Source organism: Dyella sp. 333MFSha (genome assembly GCF_900102405.1).
Classification (GTDB): domain Bacteria; phylum Pseudomonadota; class Gammaproteobacteria; order Xanthomonadales; family Rhodanobacteraceae; genus Luteibacter; species Luteibacter mycovicinus.
In genome coordinates this window covers 705,002-730,879 of sequence record NZ_FNBR01000001.1, presented here as the reverse complement: position 1 = coordinate 730,879, position 25,878 = coordinate 705,002, and the positions used below count along the sequence as shown (strand labels likewise).

The window sequence follows — 25,878 nt, the reverse complement described above, 5'->3', positions numbered from 1 at the left end:
GCCAGCGGCTTTATTCGCGAATGATTTGCCAGGTTCCGTCTGCGCCTTCCTGACGGACCTGTACGTCAAAACCCATTTCCTCGAGCGCGCGGGCACGGTCGCACGCGGCATGCATGGCTACCAGCCCGTCCTTGTAGGACTCGCCGTCCCTCCCCTGCTCCGACACGTGCCAGTGGCCGCCCGGTTGCGAGGGGTGCAGGATGAATATCCGAACGAGTGACATGAGCGCTTTTCCGGCAAAAAAACTTCCGGAAGAATACTGATTGCTCTGCGCCCTCTCAACGGCAAAATCCATTCGACCGCGTAGTGGAAAGGCAGTGGCGGACTCTGCGGGCGCGGAGCGCATGGCCAATCCTCATCTCAGGCGCGAAACGGCCATCTGACCAAGGCTCCAGACGCTCGCCCAGGCGAGCTGAAGCGTGGCGTGAGCACTTCCATCGGCACCGTCTTCGACCACCACGCCACGGTGGTCGAACACTTGAAACGAGCCCCGAAACCCCTCGCCTGGTAAGGCATGAACGGAGTACCCGCATGTTAATCGGACAGACATCGTACAAATGTACAGCACTTGGCTGAATTTGTCTTCCCGCGTCTGGCGACTCGCGTCCCCGCGCCGTCGAAGGACGGTGCATCCAGCACCCTCAAAAGTCTCGCCAAACCGACGCCGCCATGGCGACCGTGGCCGGTGAGGAGGGCGACAGCAGGACCGGTGGGGTCGGGGTGCGGCCGGCTGGCGCAGGACGTTCGGCGTATGGAGCGGTGTCCTCCCCCGCAAAGCGGAAGACAGCGACCTGGAGCATCAGGCCTTCAGCAAGCTCGCTGGCTTGCTGACTGGCCGCACTGGCTTCCTCAACGAGGGCCGCATTTTGCTGGGTGACCGAATCGAGCTCGGTGACCGCCATGTTGACCTGGTCGATTCCCGCCGCCTGCTGGGCATTGGCCGTGGCAATGTCGGTGACGAAGCTTGCCACTTTGACCGCGCCCGCTTGCATATCGGCCAGAGCATCCGTGGTACGCGTCAGGAGCGCAGCGCCAGCCTCCACGCGCTCACCGCTCGATGCGATCAGCACCTTCACGTCCTTGGCGGCCACAGCACTTTGCTGGGCGAGACGACGGACCTCCCCGGCCACGACCGCGAAGCCCCGTCCATGTTCCCCGGCGCGTGCGGCTTCGACGGCGGCATTCAAGGCCAGCAGGTTGGTCTGAAACGCGATCTCGTCCATCGTGGTGACAATGCCGCTGATTTCGCGACTTGCATCGCTGACCCTGATCATCGCATCCGACGTTTCCCCCGCGAGCCCGCGCGTCGTCGCTGCCTGGGACGTCAACAATTCGGCCAGCGCCCGGGCCGCCGCAGCGGACTCGGCGTTCTGACGGACCGAGGCGGTCATCTCTTCCATGGAGGCTGCGGTCTCTTCCAGACTCGATGCCTGCTCCTGGGTGCGCGAAGACAATTCGTCGTTGCCGGCAGCGATGTCCTTGGCCGCGGCGTTCACCTGGCTGGCGTTGTCGCGCACTTTCCGGACGATGCCGGCCAGCGTCGTGTCCATCGCGACGAGCGATCGCAGGGTGTCGCTGACCTCGTCCTTTCCTTTGACGTCGATGGCGTGCCCTAGTTCGCCGTCGCTGATGGAGGCAGCCAGTTCGCGAGCCTGAATCAGGGGTCTCATGATGGAACGCGCCAGGAAGACGCCGCACGCAACGAGGGCCGCCGCGCCCACCACGAGCCCGATGACGACCAGGACGAACGCGTGGCGCTCGATGTTCTCCGACTGGGCGAACGCCTGCGCGGCTTCGTTGACGTTTTCCTGCACGATGGCGTCGATCGCACTCGATTCGGCGGTAAACGCCGGGCCCACCGCAGTGAGCATGTACTGCACCGCTTCGTCCCGTTTCCCGCTCGCCATCAGCGGATCGAGACGTGCGTTGAGCTCACGGGCGTGCGCCTGCGCCGCAATGAACCGGTCAGCTTCCGCTTTTTCCTCAGGCGAGGAGACCATGTTCGGGTAGTAGCTTGCCCAGAGGGCGTCTATTTTTTTCGCCGCCGCGGCGTTGTCCGCCTGCTCCGCTTTCGCCGCGTCCACCGTGCCCACCAGCAACGCCCGGTTGAGCCCGGTGCGCGTCCCATTGAAAAGCGCACGAACCCCGGTGACATCCACGATTGGCTCGAGTGACGTGCGGTAGATGGCTTCCGTCTGCGCGCCGGTCTGGCGAAGAGCCATCAGCCCCCCGACGCCGACCGAGAGGGCGATGACTACGGAGATGGCAATGAGAAGCGCGATGCGCTGGCGAACAGTCATGGGAACACTCCAGGCGGGGACATTTCGCTATCGGCGCGCGCCCACACTGCTGAAGTAAATTTGACAAAATTGATGAAAAGCGTTCATGCGCGATTAAATCGACCGAAAGGCTGGCGAAAGGAGGTCGTATTCAGGGCCGCGAGGCCCGACTTTTTTTGGTTCCTGACGCCGACCGCACCCGCTACGATTACCTTGTCTGGCAACACGGGGTGCCGTACCGACCCGTCGCCACGGGCTCTATAAAAAAAGGCCCCGCTCCGTGCGGGGCCCTCGTGCATCATGCGGCAGCGTTATCGAGAAGTTGCCGGACGCTGTGCTCGGCCTGGGAGCCCGATGCGATGTCGATACGTCGCGACTTCATCGCCTCCGGAACCTCGCGCTTGAGGTCGATCGTGAGTAGTCCATTGACGAGGCGGGCGCCGGCCACCTGCACGTGCTCGGCCAGTTCGAACCGACGCTGGAAGGGACGCGTGGCGATGCCCCGATGCAGGTACTCGCCTTCCGGTTCTTCCTTGCGTTCACCCGACACGGTGAGCCAGTTCGCTTGAGCGGTGACCTCGATATCCGCTTCGCCGAAGCCGGCGACCGCCATGGCGATACGGTACTGATCATCCGCAAGCTTGATCGAGTCGAAAGGCGGGTAGTTGTCGGATGTCTGGCCCCTTGCGGCCGCGGCCTCGAGCAGATCGAACACGCGATCGAAGCCGACGCTGGAACGATGTAGCGGTGCAATATTCAGAAGAGTTCGCATGACCATATCCTCTTGAGCAACATGGGATGGGTTCTCTCTGCCACCCCCTTTCGGCGAGTGGCGAGGCCGACCCCGAAGCGGTCGGCGGGCACTAATCTATGCAGCGACTGAAAAATTTCAAGACCCGGAATTCAGCCGTTATTTAAGTGGTTTTCCGTGCCGATCAGGCCCGTGAACGAGGCAGGGCCCGCCCATCCCACATGCACGCGGCATGCCGGCCGTGTCACAGTGCATGCAAGACCCGTGACGTGCGCCGATCCCATGACCGCCCTCATCGCCCTCATTTCGCGCCGCTCGTTATGCCTCGGCGCCCTCGTCGCCCTGAGCCTCATCGGCACCGGCGGCGCGATGGGTCAAACATCGCCGACGACACCCGCGACCGTGACGGCCCCAGTGACCGTGCAACCTCTTGCCCTGGAGGAGATCCTGGCACGCGCGGACGAGGACCAGGAGCTGCTCAGTCAGGTGGGACGATTGCTCGCCGGCCCGGATCCGGTGACCGCGATGAGTCCGACGCTCGACGCGATCACCCGTTCCGTCGACAGCCAGGCTCGTCTCGCTTCCGTCGGCGACCTTCGCGGCGTACCGGTGATGCGGCTCGAAAGCCTTGCGCGCCAGTGGGCATTCAACGCGCGGCGGTTCAGCCGCTGGGAGGCGTCGGAACAACGCGCGTTTTCGCCGTATGCCGACCAGGCGATACGCCTGGCGCAGCGACGCGCCGTGTGGTCCGCCACGCGCGCGCAGGGCATCCTCGACGGGCTGCCCCCGGTGCTGACTCAACGGGTCGATTCGATATTGCAGCAGATCGAAGCCTCGGAGGCTGCGCTGAGCGCCGCGCTGTCACGGCAGGATGCGCTCAAGCAACGTGCCGGCATGCTGAAGGCGCGCCTGCAAGCCGGTGAGACGGCCACGGCTGATGCAATCGACCGCATCGACCGTCAACTGCTTCGACTCGATGTTCCGCCGCTATGGTCCGCCTCGACCTGGACGTCGCACACCAACGCAAGGACCGCGTTCGACGCTGCGGATCAGGGCCTCGATATCGAAAGCCAGTTCGCCAGCGATTACCACGCGGCTGGAGGAAGCAATCAGGATGCGCTGAAGCTGGTCCAGTTCCTGCTCGTTCCACTCATCGGCTGGCTTGCCTTCGAGGTGCGGCGCGCTCGACAAACAGCCAGTTCCACGAGCGTCGCACGCGCACTACGGCGTCCGCTATCCACGTGGCTGTTGCTCTCCATGCTCGCCGTCCTCGTGCTGGAGCCGGACGCACCGTTGCTGGTGGAGGAGTTCGTGCTGTTGATCGCACTCATTCCCGCGTTGCGTCTGTTGCCCGGCGGCATCGTTCGCCAACTGGGCGGATGGCCCTACGTCGCCGTCGCGCTGTATGTGGTCGACCGCATGGGTGTGGCGGTCGTCGGCGACGCGTCGCTCTACCGGTTATTCGGTCTGGGCCTGGCATGCATGGCGCTCGCACTCACGCTATGGCTGCTCCACCGCGCGAGGGCTTCGACAGCGCTATCGCAACCCGGCTTGATGCGCTTCGTCCGCCCCGCTGCGAGCGTCGTGGCGATTCTGCTGGCCATCGCCGTGGTAGCCAATGTGATCGGCAATGTCACGCTGGCCGAAACGCTGACCAGCGGGGTGATCGACACCGGTTACATGGCGCTCGTGCTTTATGCCGCGGTAGCGGCCATCGTCGGTATCGCGGGCGCACTGGTGGCTCGCCCCGCCGTGGCGGGAAGGCGCTTCTTCGTGCGTCACAGCGGGTCGCTTCGGCGCATCGGAACCCGGGCCCTGATGATGGCCGCGCTGGTCGGCTGGCTGTTCTACGCCATGACCCGTTTCCGTGTGCTGCGTCCGCTGTACCGCGCGGGGGCGTCGATCTGGGAACTGGGCATCGATGTCGGCGAGGTGTCCATCCACATCGGCGACGTCGTCGTCTTCGTGTTCGCCACCTGGCTCGCGTTCTGGTCGGCCCGGGGCTTGCGCATGCTGTTGCGGGAGGAGCTGCCCCGGTACGCCTCGCTCCCACGCGGCGCCGGCAACAGCATCGCCTCGCTCACCTACTACGCGATCCTCATCCTGGGGTTTCTCCTGGCGCTCTCCGCCGCTGGCTTCAAGGTGAGCCAGCTTGCTCTCATCTTCGGCGCGCTGGGCGTGGGTATCGGCTTCGGATTGCAGACCGTGGTCAACAACTTCGTTTCCGGCCTGGTGTTGATGGTCGAGCGCCCCATCCAGCCGGGTGACGTGGTCGATGTGGCCGCGAGCTCAGGTACGGTTCGCGCCATCGGCCTGCGCGCCACGGTGATCCGAACCTTCGAAGGTGCCGACGTGGTGGTACCGAACGGCCTGTTACTCAGCGGCAACCTGACCAACTGGACGATGTTCGATCGCACCCGGCGCATCGAGGTCATCGTCGGCGTCGCCTACGGAGCCGACCCCGGCAAGGTCATCGAGGTCCTGCTTACCGCCGCCGGTAGCACGCCGGGTGTCTCGGAAGACCCGAAGCCCTCCGCGCAGCTCATCGGATACGGCGACAGCGCCCTGCAGTTCGCGCTGCGCGCATGGACCCACGATCTCGGCGCGCTGGGCGATGTCCGCAGCGACCTGCTCGCTCATACCCTGGCCGCTGTCGACGCCGCGGGCATCGAGATTCCGTTTCCACAAGTCGAGGTCCATCTGCGCGCCCCGATGGCGCCCGAGTGACAGCCGCCGATTCACGGCGGAGGCTCAACCGCCGGTACGCACCTCATGGAGGCGCGCGCGGCCGCCCCACCACAGCCCAAGCGATCCCATCGAAACGGCGCCGAGACACAGGAACGCGCCGTGGAATCCGATCGTCTCGGCAAGCCATCCGCCCAGTGCGGGACTGAGTGCCGCACCGACGCCCTGCATCGTCATCACCGCGCCCTGCGCGACGTTGACGCGCCCGGTGCCCTGCATCAGACGCGCGACCAGCGCAGGCACGGCCACGCTCTGCAAACCCGCGCCGATACCATCGAGCACCTGTACCGGAAAGACGCCCCAGCGGTTGATGAAGAACGCCGCGAGTGCCCCGCGCAGCGGCAACGCAAGGAAGGTCACGAGGATGACCTGCCAGTAGCCCCGCGTGCGGATCAACCGCATCGCCAGCAGTGAGGTTCCCACCATCACCAGTTGCGCCACGACGATGGTCAGAGCCGTAAACGAGCTGGGCTCGGCCTGGTGCGCGGCGACCACCGCCATACCGTAGAGCGGCAACATCGCCGCGTTGCCGAGGTGAAACAGCGCGAGCGCGGCGGCCAGGATCAGCAGCGGCCGGCAGGTCACCAGGATCGATACGCCCGAAGGCGCGTCACCGTTATCCCCGTCGTCCGATTCGAGGCCACGCGCGGCACGGTGATCGATCGCATCGGCCGGAATCAGGAGCGTCGACACCACCGCCAGCACGCCGAATACGGCGGCAACCAGGAATACACCACCGAAACCGAAACGCCAGCCGATGAACCCGGAAACACCGGCGCCGACGACGTTGCCAGCGTGGTTGGCCACCTGGTTGCGGCCGAACTGCCGGTCGAAGCCCCGCGCGCGGGCCATGCCGAGGGTGACGCCTGCGATCGCGGGCCCGAGCAGCGCGCCGGCGATCGCCGTGGCCACCTGCGAGAGCACCACCATCGGAAACGAATGCGCGTACCAGACGATGCACGACGCGATCACCGTGCAGATCGACGAGACGACGATCGCCAGCCGCTTGTACCGCGTCGCATCGACCACGGCACCCGCCGGCGCCGTGACCAACAGGCCCGCGACGCCACCGATCGTCATCACGGTGCCGATGGCTCCGGTCCGCCAGCCGGCGGACTGCAAAAACACGCCCAGGAACGGACCGATGCCGGCCTGCACATCGGCCACGAAGAAGTTGAGTGCTTCGAGCGGTCGTCGGCCGCGCATGGTTCGTTCCTGAGCGAGTGCCACGTGCTTCTCCCGGCGTCAGTGCTTCGGCTTCTTCGGCATCGGCTTCAGCGAGTCCGCACTCGTACCGATCGCTTCCGCATGAATGACCGCGCCATGGGCGGTATCGGTCCAGCGACCTTCCACCGCGATGGACTTGCCCGGCGCGAGCATCCGTCCGAGTTCGGTCGCCGCGTGCGGCGGAAAGCGCACGATCACCCCGTCATCGAGCAGCACGCCATGAGCATTGCCCTTGGGACCATGCAGCAGACGCGCGATCTCGCCCTCGTACGACCAGCGGGAACCATCGTCATGTGGTTTGGGCTTTTCTTCGCCGGGTTTCGGACCCTCATCGACAATGCGCTTGCCTTTCGCGGGATCGATCGCCACCGCGACGATCACGTCGGCGCCGCGCACGGCCACGCCGCGTACTTCGAGCCGGCTACGTGGTTTGAGAGCTCGCGCCAGCGCCCGTGACAGATGGGGCGGCGTGTGGATTTCGGTGCCGTCGGTCAACAGCAGTCCATCGATATCGCCGTGCGGGTTGAGCAGGAAGCGGTCCAGCGTGCCGCGGGTAACGGGAAGGTAATCGGGATCGAGCCAATGCATGTGCTACTCCAGGGATAAAAAAATCGGCAGGAATCGCCGCCGCCCATGGACGGGCGGCGGCGCCTGGATCGGGGTCAGGGCGTGGGAACGGGCGGCGTGGGCGCCGGTGCTCCGCCCAACGCGACACCCGGTTGCGGCGGCACCGGCGGGCGGGGTGCCATCGGGCCAGGCTGCGGCGGTGCGGCGACCGGCTGTTCGCTACCGGGCGTCGTGCCGAGAGCGGTCACCTGGATGGAACGGCCGTAGGGCGTGTTCACGCCGAAACCTTTGACGGCGATTCGTGCATGCGGCTGCATCAACGCGCCGGCACGCACCGCCGCTGGAGGCGGCACGCGCAGGATCGAGCCCTCATCCAGCAGCACACCGGCCACGTCACCGCGCGGGCCGTACAGCGGCTGCTGCACCAGGCCGTGCGCTTCCATCGGCTGCAGCGCCGGTGCCGCTGGCGGAGCCGGTGGTGCGGCCGGCGGCGTGTCGGTCAGCTCCGTGCCGCCCGCCGTGATCGAGTCAGCCTGAAGCAGCGGCAAATCACCCACGCGGAAGCCCCGGGCGGTGAGACGATCGCCCCTATGGAGCTTGCCCGCCAGCGCGGCGCCCATCGTCGGCGGCATGCCGACCTGCGTGTGATCGTCGAGCAACACGCCGTCCACGTCGCCATTGGGATTGACGAGAAAACGGGCGACGGTGCCGGTCACCTGGGTGCGATGCGCGTCGGCAAGCGGTGCCGGCGGCGCGGGCGGCGGCGGCGGGATCGCCGAGGGGGACGGTCGATCCTGGGCGACGGCGCTGCCGATGGCCAGGGCGAGCGCGCAACCGAGCAAGGGAAAACGATTCATGATGAACTCCTGCATCGCGGTGGGGAGGCCGCGATGAAAACCGTTGCATCGTTCGTGCCAGCCGCGAAAGCGCTGAAAAACAGGCCTGTCGACACATCTGCGTCGATGGAAGTGTCCCCCTCGGGGACACCCGGTGTCCTCGCCACGGACACTATTCGAGACCGTGGTCCAGCAGCTTGCGGTAAAGCAGCTGACGACGGATGCCAAGGCGACGTGCGGCCTCCGCGCGATTGCCCTGCGCAGCCGCCAGCGCCTGTACGATCATCGCGCGCTCCAGCCGCGCGAGAGCGACAGGCAGCGACTCGCCCTCGCCGACCTCACCGCGCCCGCCTTCCGCCGCCGGCAGCGCGCCGTCGGCAAGCATGCCGTCGAGGTCGGCCGCGTCGACCACCGGTCCGGGCACCAGCACCCGGCAGCGCTCCATGACATTGCGCAACTCACGGACGTTGCCGGGCCAGCGATGTCGCTCCAGCCGCGCTACCGCGGCGGTCGACAGCCGCTTTGGCCGCGACTGGCCCGCATCGAGGAACGCCGTCGCCAGCACCGCGATGTCTTCGACGCGTTCGCGCAGCGGCAACAGTTCGATCGGCAGCACGTTGAGACGGTAGTAGAGGTCCATCCGGAACTCGCCGGCCGCCACGCGTTCGTCGATGTGCCGGTGCGTCGCCGCGATCACGCGCACGTCGATCGGTACCGGCTGGCTGCTTCCCAGCGGGGTGACCTCGTTTTCCTGCAGCACGCGCAGCAGCTTCGCCTGCATCGCCAGAGGCATGTCGCCGATTTCGTCCAGCAGCAGCGTGCCGCCATCGGCCTCGCGGAAGTACCCCTTGCGATCCGCCGTCGCACCCGAGAACGCGCCTTTGCGATGCCCGAACAATTCGCTCTCGAGCAGGTCCGGCGGTATGGCCGCGCAGTTGACGGCGACGAACGGCCGCTCGGCACGCGCGCCGGCGCGATGCAAGGCGCGCGCGACCATCTCCTTGCCGGTTCCGGTTTCGCCCGTGATCAGCACCGGAATATCGCTGGCGGCGGCGAGGCCGATGCGCTTGTGCACCTGATGCATCGCTTGGCTGTGGCCCAGCATGTCGCCGTCGTCCGCCACGGAGGCGCCCGCCGGTTCGACCGGGCCCGCCGCCATGGCGCGTGCCACGGCGGCGGCGAGATCCTGCCTGCCGATGGGTTTGACCAGATGGTCGAACGCACCCAGCCGCATCGCCTCGATGGTGTTCTGAGCTGACGCGAACGCGGTGAGCATGATGATCGGGACGGGTGACGCGGGCGCGTCGGCGTGACGTGAGCGCAAAAGCGCGAGGCCATCCATCCCCGGCATCCGATAGTCGACGAACGCCATATGGACATCCCCGGCGCGTAGCCTGGCCAGGCCTTCCTCCGCATTGCGCGCCATGGCGACGCCGTGGCCGAGCGACGTCAGCGTCGCGGCCATGGTCGCGCGGAAATCGTCGTCGTCGTCGATGATCAGGATCTGCGCCATGGGATCTCCAGGCTGAAGGCGTGGACGCCGTCGTCGCGCTCGTAACGCGCATGGCCGCCATGACCCTCCGCGATCTCGCGCACCAGGGCCAGGCCCAGGCCGTTACCGTCGACCCGGCCGCTGACAAACGGTTCGAACAGGCGCTCCTCGATCTCCGGATCGAGCGACGGACCCGCATTGGTTACCGTGATGCGCAAGGTATGGCCATCGTGGACGACCGCCATCGCGACGTCGGCCGCGTGCTGAAACGCGTTGCGTAAGAGGTTTTCCACGGCGCGGCTGAGCTGCTCGCGGTCGATCGCCCAGTGAAGGTCAGGAGCGTAGCGGCGCTCGACGGTGACCGGCCCGACCTCCTTCCACGTCGCCCGCTCGATCGATGCGACCCATGCCTCGATCGCGGTATCTTCCAGACGCAGGCGGATCGGCTGCACCATGCCGAGCAGGCTTTCGACCAGATCGTCCAGTTTCCTTACCTGCGCCAGCACCATGGTCAATGGGGCGCGTTGCTCGTCGGACACGGCGGGTGCGGCGAGCGCGTTCTCCGCCGCCAGACGCATCGTCGCGATGGGGTTGCGAATCTCGTGAGCCACGGTGGCCGTCATCCGCCCGAGACCGACCAGGCGCTCGTGTCGGCGCAGCTCCGTCGACAAGGCCTCTGCCTCGCGATGGCTGGCGTCGAGCCGGGACGCATAGGCGACCACGGCATCCGCCAGACGATCCACCTCCGGCGAACCGGTCCGCGGCAACGCGGGCACACCGGAGGACCGCGTCAGCGCATCCTCCACGGCGTCCAGCTTGCGCCGCCAGCGTCGCATGATCGCCACCAGGCCGATGGCCGAGGCCAGCGCCAGGGCGAACGGGAGACCGATCCCGGCGGCCAGCAGGCTCGACGACCGCCCTGGCGCGCGGGCCAGACGGGTCATCGTCCATACGGCACGCGTCGTGTCCAACGGGCACGCGGTGATTAGGACGGTTTCGCGCTCGCCCTGACGCACGTAGGACTGCTCCCGCCGCGAGCCCACGGCCACGCTGGCGGTGGTCACGATGTTGCCGCTCTCGGCCTCGGGCACGTCGGTCTTGTCGCCCGAGCCTTCATACGTGGGATAGGCGTATGCGGTAAATCCCCGACCCGATTGCCATGCCCCGCCCTCGACGCCACTGGCGTCCTGCAAGACCAGTTGCAGAACGACGTCGAGCAGACCATTGGACGGCGACGAGGCACGCGCGGCGGGACTGGCACCGCGGTAACGACTGACCACCGCCGCGCAGTCGGCGGACAACGCCTGCCGGGCATGCGCGACCTGCACCGATCCGGTCTGACGCCAGGCCACCAGCAGCAGCACGCCCATGCCGACGCAGGCCAGCGCGACGAGGGCCCAGATGACGAAGAGCTGGCGGGAAAGCGCGTTGAACACCGGTGTCGGCCTGAACGGGGTGCGGCATCGTAGTCGTGGCTTGAGCACGACGCCGTGAACGGAGCGGACGCCACGGGTCCGTGCGGAAACATGGGCGGGCTGACAGCGCTACCATAGGCGTCTTGTCCCTGCCGCTCGGAGTCCCCGTGAACGTATCCATTGCCCCCGGCGTCGAAGTCGGCAACTCGCTTCCCTTCGTGCTTTTTGGCGGCATCAACGTCCTCGAAGACCTCGATTCCACCCTGCATGCCGCCGGTCACTACGTCGACGTGACCCGCAAGCTCGGCATCCCCTACGTCTTCAAGGCCAGCTTCGACAAGGCGAACCGCTCGTCGATCCATTCGTATCGTGGCGTCGGACTGGAAGAAGGCCTGCGGATCTTCGAACGGGTAAAGAGCGAGTTCGGCGTACCGGTGATCACCGATGTACACGAAGTGGCCCAGGCGTCCGTTGTCGCCGAAGTGGTCGATGTGTTGCAGATCCCAGCGTTCCTCGCCCGCCAGACCGATCTGGTCGTGGCCATCGCGAAGACCGGTCGGGCGGTGAACATCAAGAAGCCGCAGTTCATGAGCCCCACGCAGATGAAACACGTGACCAGCAAGATCGTGGAGGCGGGTAACGAACGCATCATCCTCTGCGAGCGCGGCGCGCAATTCGGTTACGACAACCTCGTGGTGGACATGCTCGGTTTCCGCGAGATGATCGAATCGACCGGAGGCTATCCAGCGATCTTCGATGTCACCCATAGTCTGCAGCGCCGTGACGCCGGCAGCGAAGCCAGTGGCGGACGTCGCCGTCAGGTGATGGAGCTGGCCCGTGCGGGCATGGCCGTGAGCATCGGTGGCCTGTTCCTGGAAGCACATGCCGATCCGGACCATGCGCGTTGCGACGGTCCCAGCGCCCTGCCGCTCACGGCGCTGGAACCGTTCCTGGCGCAGATCAAGGCGATCGACGATCTGGTGAAGGGTTTCGCACCGCTCGATATCCGCTGAAACGCCACTCTACGCGCTGACGGCCTCACGAAGCGCTCAAGGCAACGGTGGCCGCCACGATCCTCTGGTGGCCACCGACAGCGACCTTTCGCATTCCACCTAGCGCGCGATAGCTTCCAGCCACGAACCTTGAGCCAGAGCAGCCTGATGTGGCGACAGCGCTCCGATGTCGCGCGCGGTATTCAGCGTCTGGCTGGCGAGTGCGACGGCCCGGCTTTCTGTATCGACCCGCTTTCCCCTTTCATCCATCCATCGATAGACGTCTGCAAGATGGAAGAGCGCTGAAGTCCCTTCGTGCACAGCACGCGGGAACGCTTCGTCCGTCTGCAGAATGCGCCTCGCGTTCTGTCGCGTCTGGCCCAACAGCGCGGCGATCTCCGTCAGACCAACGAGATCCGGCGCCGCCTCTACCAGATGAATTCCCGGAATGGCGCGGCGTACATCTGCGACAGCGCTATAAAGCGCCTCCTCCGCCGTTGCCGCTTCTCGCCCGAAGTCGAGTGCGATGCGTCCGAGCTTACCAATGCCCACGACTGCGTCGTCGCAGCCACTTTCTTCCAGCACCTGCACGTAGTCCGCTGGGTCGGTGTCCGGATGATCGAAAGCGAATTTCAGTACGAAGTTGAACTCAGGCATGTCTGCTCTGTCCTCAATGCAGTCCATCGCTAGAAGGCGCCGCGCTCATGGCGAGCCGCTTGCGCCGCCAGGCAGCGATCTACGATACGTCGCAGCTTTCTTGCGTGCGTCTCGGGATTTTGGGGAGCACCCGCGATGCTCGTCATGCAGAATTCGCCACAGGCGCACAACCGATTGTTGGCTGGGCAGTACATCACCCCCCAGTGCGATCGCTGACTCTCGACTCGCCAACCGTTGCTCTCGGCATATCGCAAGGCGTCTTCGACTTGCCGCTTGCTGTGCGTATTCCGTGGCACTCCGCGCTCCCATGTAAATTAGGCTCCCGACCCCTGATTGTCAACTGACAATAAGGTCGCCAAGGCGCACGCCGACGATTTTCCGCGTGGCGCACCTGGAGAATTTGCCTCAACACACTGCGGGCGTCTGTCAGATTCGCCTGCGCGATGGCAGTGACTAACCCTTACGCGAACGCTGCCGCGCGAGCGCACGTATGGACGTCTGCGCCGGTCACGTGACGTTGCGATGACGCGTTTACTTCTTAAGTAATTGCCACGAAACAGCAACACGCAATTTCGGCAAGAGTGACCCATACGCCAATTCCGTCAAGCTTCCAGTCCCCTTCCCGCTTTTCGATCGTGTCATCCTCGCCGAAATTCTCATAACTCGGACAAGGAGCAGGGGCGTGAACGGAAGCACGGCACTAAGTCACAGGACCAGCGAGGTCTGGTACAGATGGGGTCAATACGTTGCGGTGGCCGCAGCGTACGAAGCGGTTTACGAGATCGCCTATTACCTTTCGTTTCAGCAGTTCCTGCTCACCACGGGGCTGCGGCTGGCCTGCATGCTGTTGTTACCTTCCCGCTTCTGGCCGGCGCTGGCCATAGGCGAGGCCGTTCCCCTTGTCGAGACCGCTGCATTCTGTGCAAATCAGTTCGGGATGCTGTGGGCGATCCTCGTTTCCGTTCCGACGGTTGTTCTGTGGTGGCCGTTACTCAAACCTCTCCGTAAGCGCTGGGCTCTGCACGATGCCAGTGGTCGCATAAGCATGCCGGTCATCATCGGCGCGACCGTCAGCGCGGCGCTGATCACGGCGACCATCACCACACTCGCACTGGTCGCCGCCCTGTCACGCACGCCGGAAAAGTGGCCTGTCACTTCGCCCACGCCGTTCTTCTTCGGATACCTTCTGGGCGCCTATCTGGGCGCGCTCACAGTGACCCCCGTCATTCTCGCGCTGCAGGAACGCTACCGGGCACTCCGGCAACCCCTCCGGGTCAATCTGATCTGGCGAAGCACCCTGGTTCGCGACATGCTCGCCTGGGTAGTTCCCGCTCTCGCGGTGCTGACCTGTCTTGCGACCGTGACCGACAATGAAAGCATCCGGCAGATAATCCGTCTCGCCCTGCTCTGGCCGATGGTCGGGCTGGCATCCCGACATGGATGGCATGGAACCGCTCTGGGAGGCATGGCGGCCAGCATGGCTCTGGCGCTTACGGCGACGGGACAGCTTGATGAGGGCGCACTCGTCATACAGGCGTTACTGGCGTCATCGCTGACCGCCATGTTGTTGTGGAAAGCCCGGACGCCCGCTTTGGAACAGCAAGGCGTCCGGGTGAAACGTTTCTGACGCGTGGCTCAGGGGCCGCGGATAGAGCACTTCGTCGGATCGTTGCACTCCGTGACGACGAGCAGTGAAGCGGCACCATCAGGCTGCGGAGCCACGACTACCCTCATCGCATCATCGCTGTACACGGACGTACTTTCAGCGGGGATGGCCGCCGTCTCGCTCACCCTCCTCCAGCGTGACGCATCGACGCCGATGGGCAGATCGAGCGTTTCGCCGTCCACAACGGCAATCGCCCCACGCACCGTACCGGCCGCGTCGTTGACCTGGACATAACGAACGCCCGCACGGTCAAAGAGGTAAACGTGATACTGCGAACTTGCACTGACGTCCGTCGTATTCGGCCAGGACTGACCGAGGCCGACCGCCGTGGAAGACGGCGTGCTCGCGGCGGCCGTACCGCAGCCGATGACCAGAGCGACAGACAGGAGGGTACGGTTGTATATCGAGCGCATATGAATTCCTTGTCGAGCGTTGATGGGAGTGCCAAGACTAGCCGAATATCGTGACCGGTCGCGTGTGCTGTCGTGCAAAAAAACCGATGCACACCCAGCAGTCAGCCATGACGGTGCCGCGCGCTCACTGCGACGTTGCAAGCCACTTCAACAGCGCATGCGACAGCTCTTCACGTCGGTCCGAATATGCATGATCGGCAGGAAGGTGAAGCGTGGTCACCTTCGTATCGCCGGCCTCATGCATCGTGGTGACGCCCTTGCGGAGATCACTCGCGTGAGGGAGGTACCGCTTCCACGGGAAACGCCGCGGCCACGCGCGCGCACCACGCCGCATAAGCTTCGTCACCTGTGGGCTTGGCGGAAGCCAGCAGGTCGCCCAGCTCGGCGTTGTTCGGGTACACCGCGGCCAGCAGTGGAAGCAACCGGGTCGAGAAGCGCCCCGCCTGAACCAGCTCGCGCATACGTTGCACGGCCGGCTTTTCAAACTCGTCGACCAGCGGGGAGCCCATCCGGCGGCCCTTGCCCAGTGCGGTGAAATACATGAACTGCGCCGGCTCGCTGTCAGGCACTGAAACCGCCAGCGTTTGCAGCCAGCCGTAGATGTTGCGCTCGCCAAACAGCGTCTCGCGCGCTTTCGCCACGCTGGCGAGGGTCAGTGCGAGGTACTGCGCCAGACCGCTGACGTATTCGTTGACGTCGGCACCGGGCAGCGCATACATCGGGACCCGGGGCTCGACGATCGCGCCTGTCGCTTCGGCCAGGGAGGCGAGCAACTCCCCCGACAATACGACCAGCGCGTTGCCCACCTCGCGTTCATTGAACCGCCGTTCCACCCGTTTCAACGTGACGCGGTCGCTCAGACGACGCAGGCGGCAGACGACATGGAAACCGTCCTGCCCTGCGCTGACCTCACCCTCGACCGCCAGGTCGAAGTCCTGGCCGAGATAGTCGAGCTCATCGTCCGACAACGGTTGCCCGAACAGGACGAAATTGTGCTGATCGGCCACCGGAAGATTCATGGCGACCCTCAGATCGCTGCAATAGACCAACTGCTCGAGCAGCAGGAGCGGCAGTGCGCGCGACAGCCGCCCCCGGTCGTCCTCGCGCCCGCTGCGAGCCACACCGCCTGCCGCATCGTCCACGGCCGCCAGGGGTAGCAAGACGATGCGCGGACCATCGCCGGAGCGCGGCGGCGCGGCCCACTCCATGCCGTGCATATCGAGCAGCCAGGGCGGCTGCACCATCTGGAGGAGCGAAATCTCCGGGGTGTGATCGAGTGGCTTCGACGGTTCCACCGTCATCTCGTCGAATGCCTGCGCGAAGTGCTGGAGGTTCTGGGCGTACGCCGGCTGACCCAGCGCGAAAAGCTCGCCGAGCAGGAGCTGACCCCGTTCCGCGTCGCCGAGTTCGACATAGGCTTGCAACAAGTTGAAACCCACCCGGACGTCATCGCGCTGTGGATCGAATAAGGGTGCCACGCGCGTGACGAGATCGTTGAGCAGGCCGTGCTGGCCCAGCGTACCGGTGACGGCGAGCATCACGTCCGTCCCGTGCGGAGCCTTCGCCAGTGCCCGGTCGAACCATGCAAGCCCGTCGTCGCGCAGGCCGGCCTGGATCGCTGTCTGACCCAGCAGCAACTGCGGCCGGAACGCATCGTCGCGCTCGGCCAGCGCCCGCAGGAAAGCTTCCGCTGCCTCAGCGCCCGCGGCTTCGGTCCGCTCAGCGACGCGCCAGCCAAGGCCGTTGTCCTGATTGGGATCGAGCTGCAGCGAGCGATCGAGGATCGCCATGGCCTCGGTGTCCTTACCTTCCGCGCTGGCCACCTTCGCGAGGTTGGTCAGCAGCGTCGGCGTCTCGCCGACCTTGTCGATCGCCTTGCGCAGCGTACCTTTCGCATCCCGCGTGCGCCCCAGCTTCAACTGGACGATCGCCCGCGTAACGAAGCCGCGCTCGATCATTGGATCGATCTCGAGCAGATGCGCACTGGCTGCGTCGACGTCGGATGCGAGATCGTCGCCCAGGGCCGAGATGACGAGGGAGTAAAGCGCGTCCGGCTCGTCCCACTTGGACTGGAGGTTCGGCTGCAGTACCTCCCGACGCCATTGCTCGAACGGAATCTGATAGGAGCGGCCGTATGTGTCGACGAAGGAAACCATGCGCCCGTCATTGGCCGGCGCCGCAGCGGGCGCCTCAGCGGCCTTCTTGCGCTTCCTGAAAAATCCAAACATCCCTAGTGCTTCCTGTCGAAATGAATTACTGGCCGGGCGGCACGCGCCGGATGGTCTGCACGTAAATATGCAAGGTCGCGCTTCCGCCGTCGAGCGCCAGGTGGTCATGGGGTGTACTCCCATGGGCGCGCGACGCAGCGCCGATCGACGGGAGTCAAATCGCCCAAACTTGCATAACTACCCAGTTTGCCCCACGCTCTGCCCGATGCCGCATCGGGCGCCGTGGTCGACTGGAGGTGGGGATGAGTACTGTCCGTGGCCGTTACGGCCGCCGTGTATCGCGGATGCTCAGCCTCGCGGCGCTTACCCTCGGCGCGCTGAATCCGCTGCCCGGCCTCGGGGTCGACGCGCCGCCCGGGCACACGGTCACCTACGACCGCTACTCCCTCATCATCGACGGCAAGCCTACCTATCTGTGGTCGGGCTCCTTTCACTACTGGCGCCTGCCATCGCCCGATCTCTGGCTCGATGTCCTGCAGAAGATGAAGGCCGCGGGCTTCAACGCGGTCGAAATCTACTTCCACTGGGGCTACCACTCGCCTGAGCGTGGGGTTTATGACTTCAGCGGCATCCGCGACGTCGACCGCCTGCTCGACATGGCCCGCGACGTCGGTATCTACGTCATCGCGCGCCCGGGCCCGTACATCAATGCGGAAACGGACGCCGGCGGATTCCCCGCCTGGCTGGTGACCACCGCCGGCAAACCGCGCACCACGTCGCCGGAATACACCGCGGCGTACCGCGAGTGGATGACGCAGATCGATCGCATCATCGCGCGGCATCAGGTGACCGACGGCCGCGGGACGGTGCTGCTCTACCAGGTCGAGAACGAGCTGTACGACGAGAACTCCGATACCCGCCGCTATATGCAAAACCTCGAAGATGAGGCGCGCGCCGATGGCATCACCGTGCCGCTCACCGGCAACCACAACGGCAATTTCGTCGAGGGTCTGGGCGCCACGGACATCCCCGGTCAGGATTCGTACCCGCTCGATTTCGACTGCACACGTCCCGACCGCTGGAACGGCATCTACGACTTCAGCGAGGAGCGCCGTGAGCTGAAGCATGCGCCGCTGTTCTTCCCCGAGTATCAGGGCGGCGCATTCGATACCTGGGGCGGACCGGGCTACGAAGCCTGCCGGAAGTTCACCGGCCCTGCTTTCGAGCGCGTGTTCTACGAGTCGATGATGGCCGCCGGCTCGACGATGCAGAACTTCTACATGACCTACGGCGGGACCAACTGGGGCTGGTTGTCGTCACCGGGCGTGTATACGTCGTACGACTACGGCGCGGCGATCACGGCAAGTCGCCAGCTGACGAGTAAGTACGACCAGCAGAAGCTCCTTGGCTTCATGACGCGTGCCGTCGCACCGCTGGCACGGACCGATGCCACCGGCACCCATGTGCCGACCAATCCGCGACTGAAGGTCGTGGCGCGGATCAATCCCGACGACGGCACACGCTTTTATATCCTGCGACACGCCGAGCCGCAGGACACCACGAACGACGCCACTCACCTGACGATCGCCACCGATCCATCGGGCGCCCACGAGACAACGATTCCCCAGCAAGCGGGAACGGCCATCCATATCGATGGCCGGGATTCGAAGATCTTGCTGGCCAACTATCGGTTCGGTCGCCAGGATCTGGCCTACTCCACCTCCGAACTGATGACCGACCTGACCATCGGCGATCGTGACATCGCGCTGCTCTACGGTCGTCACGGTGAAGACGGCGAAACCGTCCTGCGCTACGGCTCGGAGCCGAACAGCGAGGTCATAGCGGGCAAGGTCGCCACGCACTGGGACCCTGCAACGCACACGCTCCGGCTCAACTATCGGCATGACGATCTTGCCCGCGTGCTCATACACGATGGCGACAGATCGCTGCTGCTCCTGATCGGCGACAACGATGCGGCGAAACGCTTCTGGCAGGCAGATACGAAGGATGGCGCCGTTCTCGTGCGTGGCTCCTATCTGGTTCGCCATGCCAGGGCCGAAGGCGACCGTGTTTACCTCAACGGTGATACGGAAGAGGCGGGCGACGTCGAATTGTTTGCGCCGGCGACCACTCGCGGCCTGTCGTGGAACGGCAAAACGGTTCCGGTAACCACGACACCATCGGGCAGCCTGCTCGGCCACCTCGATGGCCCGGTACCCGTGACGCTGCCGGCACTGACCACGTGGCATGTCTCGAACGGTTCGCCGGAGATCGATCCCGGGTTCGACGATGCCGACTGGCTCCCCACCGATCGCACCAGCTCGCCCAATCCTTACTGGGCGCACACGCTGCCGATCCTCGACAGCGACGCGTACGGTTTCCATCACGGCAACGTGTGGTACCGCGGCCATTTCCGCGCGACCGGGAAGGAAACCGCCATCCGCTTGTCCGCCAGCATGGGTGTTCACCTGGGTAACCGCGGCATCTTCACCGCCTGGCTCAATGGGCATTTCCTTGGCAACAACCCCAGTGGCGCACAGCAGTTTGCCATCGATCCCGACTGGCTCAGGAAGGACGGAGACAACGTGCTTGCCGTGCTGGTCGACAACCAGGGGCATCTTCAGGAAGAACGCAGCGGCACGTTCCGCGAGCCGCGCGGCCTGATCTCGGCGACCTTCGCCGGGCCTGCGGACGACATCCACTGGAAGATTCAGGGCAACGCCGGTGGCGAAACACTGCCCGACCCCGTGCGTGGTCCATTCAACGCGGGTGGCCTTTACGGCGAGCGGATGGGCTGGCAATTGCCCGGATTCCCGGATGGTCAATGGGCGAGGACGACACTGCCAGCGAGTACCGATAAACCTGGCGTCGACTGGTACCGGACCTCGTTCCGGCTCGATCTCCCCGCCGATCAGGACGTACCGATCGCCCTGCGCATCCACGATATCGCGCCGCATCACTACCGTGCCGTCGTCTTCATCAACGGCTGGCAGATCGGGCGCTACATCAGCGACGTAGGTCCGCAGACGGAATTCGAGCTGCCCTCCGGCCTGCTCAACCAGCGCGGCGAAAACACCATCGCCATCGCGTCGTGGAGCACGGCGCACGACGGCGGCCTCGGCGAAGTGTCGCTCGTGATGCAGGGGAACTACCGTACGTCGCTCGTTTCGAAGTCGGTCAAGGCGCCGGATTATCGGGACGTCATGCGGGCACCGAAGTCCGGCAAGGCGCGCTGATACCGGCGAGGTGTCGTGCCGTCGGCTAAAGACGATCGACAAAAGCGCAAGATCTTTCGAACGAAGTACGCCGAAAGTGGGACGTCGTAGTCAATTCCGCACGGACGACGCATGTGACGATCCAAAGACACAGTTCATACACAGGAGGAAACGCCAGCGGACGATACTGCGGCGCGTCCGATGGCTACAGGGGGATTCAGCCGCCCAGTCATCCAGAGGGACCAACATGCAGAACCACGGGCAGCGTGCAAAGCATCATGGCGAGCGTCGTTTGCTTGCCACTTCACTGATACTGGCTTTGAGTGTTCCATTCGCGGCAAGCGCGGCGGATTCGTCGACGCAGGCATGGGCATCCACCCGCACCGAGGCCTTCCAGTCCGGTGCCGCACAGTTCCAGGGTTACGCCGAAGACGGCCAGACCGTATCGATCGCGGTGTCGCTCAAGGTGCGCGATCCTGACGCCTTGAACAACTACACGCGTGAACTGTTCCGACCCAACAGCCTCGTTTACCACCGTTTCCTGACGAAGGAGCAGAGTGAGGCCACCTTCTCGCCCACCGCCGAGCAGGCTGAAGCGGTCGCGGCGTACCTCAAAAAGCAGGGTTTCACCAACGTCGAAATCGCACCGAACCGCCTGCTCGTCACCGCCGATGGTGACGTAGGCAAGGCACGTTCCGCTTTCCGTACGACGATCGCTCGCTTCAACGTGCAAGGCGTGAACGGCATCGCCAACGACAGCGCCGTGCAGGTACCGGCGGAACTGAGCCAGATCGACCAGGTGGTCGGCCTCGACACCACCCGGAAGATGCAGACCTATTCCTTGCCGGCCGCGCAGCTGAAACCGGCGTACGTGACCACATCCAGTGGCGGCCATGGGTACTACCCGCAGGAATTCGCGACGGTCTATCACGCGGGCACCGTGGCCCGCGCCAGCAAAACCGCTGCCGCCGTCATCGGCTGGGGCAGCATGACCAACGCGCAGGCCGACCTCGCCCACTTCATCTCGGACAAGGGCCTTCCCGCCGTCCCCAGTTCCATCGTCGCCACCGCGTCGAGCAGCGATGATTCGGGCCAGGTGGAATGGGCCATGGACGCTCAGGCGATCACCGGCGTGAGCGGCGGCGTCAAAAGCCTGACCTTCTACACGTCGGGCACCAACTCCAACTCGGCGATCCTCAAGGCGCTCAACCGCGCGGTCAGCGACAACACCGCCAAGGTGCTCAACATGTCGTGGGGTGCGGCGGAATGCGGCAGCACCACCAAGGGCTTCGCGGATTCCGTCTTCCAGCTCGGTGTCTCGCAGGGTCAGACGTTCGTCGCGTCGTCGGGCGATAACGGCTCGTATCCCTGCAACGCCAGCGAAAACGGTGCCTACGGCAGCAAGACCATCCTGAGCGTGTCTTACCCTGCGAGCTCACCGTACGTTGCCGCGATCGGTGGCACGACGCTCAACACCGACACCTCCGACAACTACGTGTCGGAAACCAGCTGGCCGTACAGCGGCGGCGGAACCAGCACCGCGGAAGCGACGCCATCCTGGCAGACGGGTGCGCACCGCCAGGTGCCTGACCTTGCGTTCGATGCGGACTGGGACAACTCGCCCATCATCTTCTACCTGACCAAGAGTTCGACCTCGGGTGTGGGCACGTCAGGCTATTACGCCAACGGTGGCACGAGTCTGGCCGCGCCGCTGTTCAGCGGATCGTGGGCACGCCTCGAAAGCGCGAACGCAAACGCCATCGGCTTCGCGCCGCCGGCGATCTACGCCTATGCCAGGTCGACCACCACCCCGCTGCCGTTGCACGACGTCGCCAGCGGCACCAACGGAGGCTATTCCGCCACCAAGGGCTACGACCTGGCGACCGGCTGGGGAAGCTTCGACATCCAGGCGGTGGCTAACTTCATCGCCGCCAATCCCGGCTTCATCAACGCGAGCAATCCCTAACGGGACGGGGCGGCCTCGGCCGCCCCGTTTCCGAGCGTCCCTGCCCCCGGGTCAACCGCGTCAGGAACCCGTGACAGGCAACTCGATATACGTGCCGTCCGCTCCACCCAGCGATACCTTCTGCGTCGCCGGCTGGAAGTCCGCCGGCTGCGCGAACAGGATGTTGGGTACGAAGGTCTGCGGATTGCGGTCGTACAGGGGGAACCAGCTGGACTGTACCTGGATCATGATCCGGTGGCCGGGCTCGAACACATGGTTGGCGTTCGGCAGACGGAAGTCATACGCCAGCGGCACGTTGGGAGTAATCGGCTTGCCGACGGTGAAGCCTTCCCGATAACGGCCACGGAAGATATCCATCGCGATGCCGAGTTCGTAGCCGCCCATCTCCGGCTGCTCGGCGACCTGATCGGGATAGACATCGATCAGCTTCACCACCCAGTCGCTGTCCGTACCGCTGGTGCTGGCCACGAGGTGAACGTTCGGCTCGCCGCTGATGCGGACCGGCGCGGTAAGCACCGGGGTCGTGAAGGTCAGCACATCGGGGCGCGATGCCGCCTCGCGCTGGTCGCTGGTCAGCCAGTGCTGCCAGCCCGTACCCGACATCGGACCGACCGGACGCGGACGGTACGGCACCGGATGTGCCGGATCGGAAACGTACTGCGCCGTAGCGGACGGCTCTCCCGCCCCTGCGCCCAGCGCAAGAGTGCCATCCGGACCAGGCACGAGCCGCGTCGGCCGTGAACCGCCCGTCGCGTCCATCGGCCATGCCGGACCCGTCTCCCAACGGTTCTCGCCGGTGACATAGGCGTTGACCGGCGCTGTCGTGGCCGGCGCGTCTTTCAGGAAGTGCGCGAGGAACGGACGGAGGATCTTCTGGCGAAAGTAGAGCCCCGTGTCCGTGCCGAAGCGGACTGCGCCCAGGCTGCTGCCGTCGCGGACTTCCTGGCCGTGGAACCATGGGCCCGCCACGAGGAAGAGCTTGTGCGCGTCGTCGTGCGGTTTCATCGCCTTGTAAACGGCAAAGGCACCGTAGATGTCTTCCTGATCCCACAGGCTCGCCACCAGCATCGTCGGCACCTTGACGGGTTCGCGGGCCAGCGCCTTGTCCACCGCCTGATCGGACCAGAACGCATCGTAGGCCGGATGCAGCGCCACCTTGTTCCAGAAGCCCAGCTGTTCCATCCCGTAGCGCTTCGCGATCGCGCCGGCCGACACGCCTTCCAGGAAGAACTGGTAGTCGTCCGCGTAGTTGTTCCACCACTTGTGCGTGTTCTTGCGCGAGGCGGTCTGCTCATAGATGTATTCGAGGTTCTGCTGACGGAACGCGCCGTGATGGAACCAGTCGTCGCCCATCCAGCCATCGACCATCGGGTTCATCGGCACGGCCGCCTTCAGGGCGGGATGCGGATGCACGAGCGCCATCAGCGGTTCGAAGCCGTCGTATGAAATACCGAGAATCGCCACACGGCCGTTGCTCTCCGGCACGTGTTTCACCAGCCAGTCGATGGTGTCGTAGGCATCGGTGGAATCGTCGACCGGAGTCGGGTTCTGCGGCCCGCGCAGCGGACGATTCATCACGTAATCGCCTTCCGAACCGTACTTGCCGCGAATGTCCTGCGCGACGCGGATGTAACCGTCCTGCACGAGCACATCGCTGGCGTCGTCGTCGTGACTGACCGCGACTCCGAGGTGACCGCTCTCGACCGCGCTGGTCATTTCGGACGCATCGTAGGGGGTGCGTGTGAACAGGATACCCGCGTTTTTCGCGCCCTTGGGCACCAGGATCACCGTGTGCAACTTGACGCCGTCACGCATGGGGATCATCACGTCGCGCGTCTCGTAGTCGAAACCGTCGTACGTCGGCTTGAAGTCGGCCGGCGTCTCGCTGGGCAATGCCGGATACGTGCCCCTGGAGGGTGGCGGAGCATCGCCGGCGAAGGTCGAGGTGGCGACGACGGCGGACAAGGCGGTGACCAGCAGGGAGTAACGGAGCGTCGTGATGGCTTTCAAGGCGATTCCTGGTTGGGCATGGACTTACTGGCACGTGGGAGGCATGCGTCCGACAGCCTCCCGGATCTGTACGGCGGCGGTGTCGGCCTCGCCGATCTGCTGGCAAAGGGCCCTCACCCGCGTTCGTCCCTGGGCCCGAAGCCCCGCGCATTGCCACGCACGGGGCGCATCGAGCGGCAGCACCGCGTAAGCCACCTTGCCACATTCGTCGTGTGCGCGGTCAGCGAGAGACCGCCCCGCGAATTCTTGCGGCGTCGCGGTCATCGCGGGATCGAAGTAACTGTCCGGAAAAGCCGCCGCGTAGCGGACCACGTCGACCCGCTGCACAAAGTCACCGACGCTCATATCGAAGGGTCCTGAGCAGGGTGCGCGCTGTGCGACATCGCGCACGGCGGCCAGCAGATAATCACGCATATCGGTCTGCTCGCCGATCGCCTCGGTCACTCCCGCCAGCATCGGCAGCAGGGCTTGCGCCGCCATGGCGGCGAGGTCATGCGCGTGGGCAGGGTCGCAGCGGGCACGCACGGAGGCGGCTACGAGGAAGACCGTGTCCTGAGCGAACGCCTCGTTCGCCCGCAGGAGTGGACCGAGCCGGTCCGTGCCGCTGCCCTGGGCACTTACAGCGACCACCCGTGCCGTCGCGTTCGTGGTCGCGGAGGCGGTCTTCCCAACCGCCTGCCGCCTTGCCGGCGGCATGTCGGGCGGTCCCGCGATCGAAAGCAACGCCACCAGCGCCGCCGTCACGATACCCGCGACAAGCATCCACACCCGCGGTCGTCCCGCCCATGGCACCTTCATTCGAACGCACGCCTCAGGCGCTCTTCGTCATCGTTGCGATACGGCTCGATGGTGGCGCCGTCCATCGCGTACGCGGAAGCGGCCATCGCGTTCTCGGTCACCTGGGTGTGCATCACGCCCTTCAGCGTCACCGGGTCGTACAGGCTCGGCGTATCGATGCCCTTCGCCAGGCGCACGTGCACCAGCATGTTCGGTGGCGGCGGAGGGACGTGGATACACGCGCCGTAAAACGGCACGAAGAAGAACTCGGTCATCCTGCCGTCGTCGTCCGTCTCCAGTGGCACGACATAGCCGGGCAAGCGGATCTTCCTGCCGTCGAGCGCGGCCACGGTATGCAAGGTACCGACCTGCTTCATACGCTGATTGCCGACGTGCAGCACCGGAGGTGCGTCCTCCAGCGCCTTGAAATCCTCCGGCGGCACCATCCGGCTCCAGTCGAGATCGGCGAACCCGTTTTCGTCGGGCAGGCCGAGCAAGGGTGCGGCGGGTGCTGCGGCCACGGCCGCGTTGCCACGCGACGCCGCGAAAGCATTCGCCGCAGCGATACCGTCAGCACCCGCTCGGGCTCGTCGCGCGCGACCTTCATCGGCAGCCGCCTGCGCACGCGCGAGCTCGGATGTCGCCGCCGTCGCCGGGCCCTGCGCCGCGGTGTCGTCAGTACCGTCGCGAGCACACCCCGCA

The 25,878-nt window shown here is 65.2% G+C and carries 19 protein-coding genes; 5 read left to right on the top strand and 14 right to left on the bottom strand.

Annotated features, from left to right (window positions below; translation table 11 throughout):
* Positions 1-10 precede the first annotated feature (10 nt).
* From BLT40_RS19885 to BLT40_RS03330, 3 genes are all read right to left on the bottom strand, one after another.
* Positions 11-346: a hypothetical protein gene (locus BLT40_RS19885; RefSeq protein ID WP_139382803.1), complete on the bottom strand. Its 336-nt coding sequence runs from the start codon at positions 344-346 to the stop codon at positions 11-13.
* 295 nt (positions 347-641) lie between these two features.
* Positions 642-2,300 (bottom strand): methyl-accepting chemotaxis protein, encoded by a 1,659-nt coding sequence (locus tag BLT40_RS03335; protein WP_090351370.1) that lies wholly within the window; start codon positions 2,298-2,300, stop codon positions 642-644.
* A gap of 277 nt (positions 2,301-2,577) precedes the next feature.
* Positions 2,578-3,051, bottom strand: a complete 474-nt coding sequence (locus BLT40_RS03330; RefSeq protein WP_090351366.1) for an Hsp20 family protein — start codon at positions 3,049-3,051, stop codon at positions 2,578-2,580.
* A gap of 261 nt (positions 3,052-3,312) precedes the next feature.
* Here BLT40_RS03330 and BLT40_RS03325 point away from each other — a divergent pair, with 261 nt between their 5' ends.
* A complete protein-coding gene (locus tag BLT40_RS03325) occupies positions 3,313-5,757 on the top strand; it encodes a mechanosensitive ion channel domain-containing protein (RefSeq protein ID WP_090351364.1) in 2,445 nt (814 codons plus the stop codon).
* 24 nt (positions 5,758-5,781) lie between these two features.
* Here BLT40_RS03325 and BLT40_RS03320 read toward each other — a convergent pair whose 3' ends face one another.
* The 5 genes from BLT40_RS03320 to BLT40_RS03300 form a co-directional block, all read right to left on the bottom strand.
* Complete coding sequence (locus BLT40_RS03320; RefSeq protein WP_176809082.1) at positions 5,782-6,981, bottom strand: MFS transporter; 1,200 nt, start codon at positions 6,979-6,981, stop codon at positions 5,782-5,784.
* Between the two features lie 39 nt (positions 6,982-7,020).
* A complete protein-coding gene (locus BLT40_RS03315; protein WP_036112448.1) occupies positions 7,021-7,590 on the bottom strand; it encodes a hypothetical protein in 570 nt (189 codons plus the stop codon).
* A 74-nt stretch (positions 7,591-7,664) separates the two neighbouring features.
* The gene (locus BLT40_RS03310; RefSeq protein ID WP_176809081.1) at positions 7,665-8,426 is read right to left on the bottom strand and encodes a hypothetical protein; all 762 of its coding nucleotides are present in this window, start codon (positions 8,424-8,426) and stop codon (positions 7,665-7,667) included.
* Positions 8,427-8,577: 151 nt separating this feature from the next.
* The gene (locus tag BLT40_RS03305; protein ID WP_079522429.1) at positions 8,578-9,918 is read right to left on the bottom strand and encodes a sigma-54-dependent transcriptional regulator; all 1,341 of its coding nucleotides are present in this window, start codon (positions 9,916-9,918) and stop codon (positions 8,578-8,580) included.
* Positions 9,903-11,333 (bottom strand): ATP-binding protein, encoded by a 1,431-nt coding sequence (locus BLT40_RS03300; RefSeq protein ID WP_090351357.1) that lies wholly within the window; start codon positions 11,331-11,333, stop codon positions 9,903-9,905. Before BLT40_RS03300 ends, BLT40_RS03305 begins: the two co-directional genes overlap by 16 nt.
* Positions 11,334-11,479: 146 nt before the next feature.
* On the opposite strand from BLT40_RS03300, the gene kdsA reads away from it, so the two are divergent.
* Positions 11,480-12,325 carry a 3-deoxy-8-phosphooctulonate synthase gene (kdsA, locus tag BLT40_RS03295; protein ID WP_079522428.1) on the top strand — a complete coding sequence of 282 codons (846 nt, stop codon included), beginning with the start codon at positions 11,480-11,482 and terminating at the stop codon, positions 12,323-12,325.
* 99 nt (positions 12,326-12,424) lie between these two features.
* Here the strand turns inward: kdsA and BLT40_RS03290 are convergent, their stop codons facing one another.
* Positions 12,425-12,961, bottom strand: coding sequence for a helix-turn-helix transcriptional regulator (locus BLT40_RS03290; RefSeq protein WP_079522427.1), 537 nt, complete (start codon positions 12,959-12,961; stop codon positions 12,425-12,427).
* Between the two features lie 682 nt (positions 12,962-13,643).
* Here BLT40_RS03290 and BLT40_RS03280 point away from each other — a divergent pair.
* Positions 13,644-14,588: an MASE1 domain-containing protein gene (locus tag BLT40_RS03280; protein WP_090351353.1), complete on the top strand. Its 945-nt coding sequence runs from the start codon at positions 13,644-13,646 to the stop codon at positions 14,586-14,588.
* 8 nt (positions 14,589-14,596) lie between these two features.
* Here BLT40_RS03280 and BLT40_RS03275 read toward each other — a convergent pair whose 3' ends face one another.
* Together BLT40_RS03275 and BLT40_RS03270 are read right to left on the bottom strand one after the other, a co-directional pair.
* Complete coding sequence (locus BLT40_RS03275) at positions 14,597-15,040, bottom strand: hypothetical protein (protein ID WP_090351350.1); 444 nt, start codon at positions 15,038-15,040, stop codon at positions 14,597-14,599.
* Between the two features lie 266 nt (positions 15,041-15,306).
* Positions 15,307-17,196, bottom strand: a complete 1,890-nt coding sequence (locus BLT40_RS03270) for a tetratricopeptide repeat protein (RefSeq protein ID WP_143025820.1) — start codon at positions 17,194-17,196, stop codon at positions 15,307-15,309.
* Between the two features lie 314 nt (positions 17,197-17,510).
* On the opposite strand from BLT40_RS03270, the gene BLT40_RS03265 reads away from it, so the two are divergent.
* Both BLT40_RS03265 and BLT40_RS03260 read left to right on the top strand, forming a co-directional pair.
* Positions 17,511-20,444 (top strand): glycoside hydrolase family 35 protein, encoded by a 2,934-nt coding sequence (locus tag BLT40_RS03265; RefSeq protein ID WP_090351344.1) that lies wholly within the window; start codon positions 17,511-17,513, stop codon positions 20,442-20,444.
* 298 nt (positions 20,445-20,742) lie between these two features.
* Positions 20,743-22,389, top strand: a complete 1,647-nt coding sequence (locus BLT40_RS03260) for a S53 family peptidase (RefSeq protein WP_176167859.1) — start codon at positions 20,743-20,745, stop codon at positions 22,387-22,389.
* Between the two features lie 60 nt (positions 22,390-22,449).
* On the opposite strand, the gene BLT40_RS03255 is transcribed toward BLT40_RS03260, so the two are convergent.
* Genes BLT40_RS03255 through BLT40_RS20190 form a run of 3 tightly spaced genes read right to left on the bottom strand, consistent with a single transcriptional unit; the run spans position 22,450 to position 25,697 of the window.
* Positions 22,450-24,390: a CocE/NonD family hydrolase gene (locus BLT40_RS03255; protein WP_218124525.1), complete on the bottom strand. Its 1,941-nt coding sequence runs from the start codon at positions 24,388-24,390 to the stop codon at positions 22,450-22,452.
* A 33-nt stretch (positions 24,391-24,423) separates the two neighbouring features.
* Positions 24,424-25,197 (bottom strand): hypothetical protein, encoded by a 774-nt coding sequence (locus BLT40_RS03250; RefSeq protein WP_143025819.1) that lies wholly within the window; start codon positions 25,195-25,197, stop codon positions 24,424-24,426.
* Entirely contained in the window at positions 25,194-25,697 is a 504-nt protein-coding gene (locus BLT40_RS20190) for a DUF3299 domain-containing protein (RefSeq protein WP_176809079.1), read from the bottom strand. The genes BLT40_RS03250 and BLT40_RS20190 overlap by 4 nt, the downstream gene beginning before the upstream one ends.
* Between the last annotated feature and the right edge of the window lie 181 nt (positions 25,698-25,878).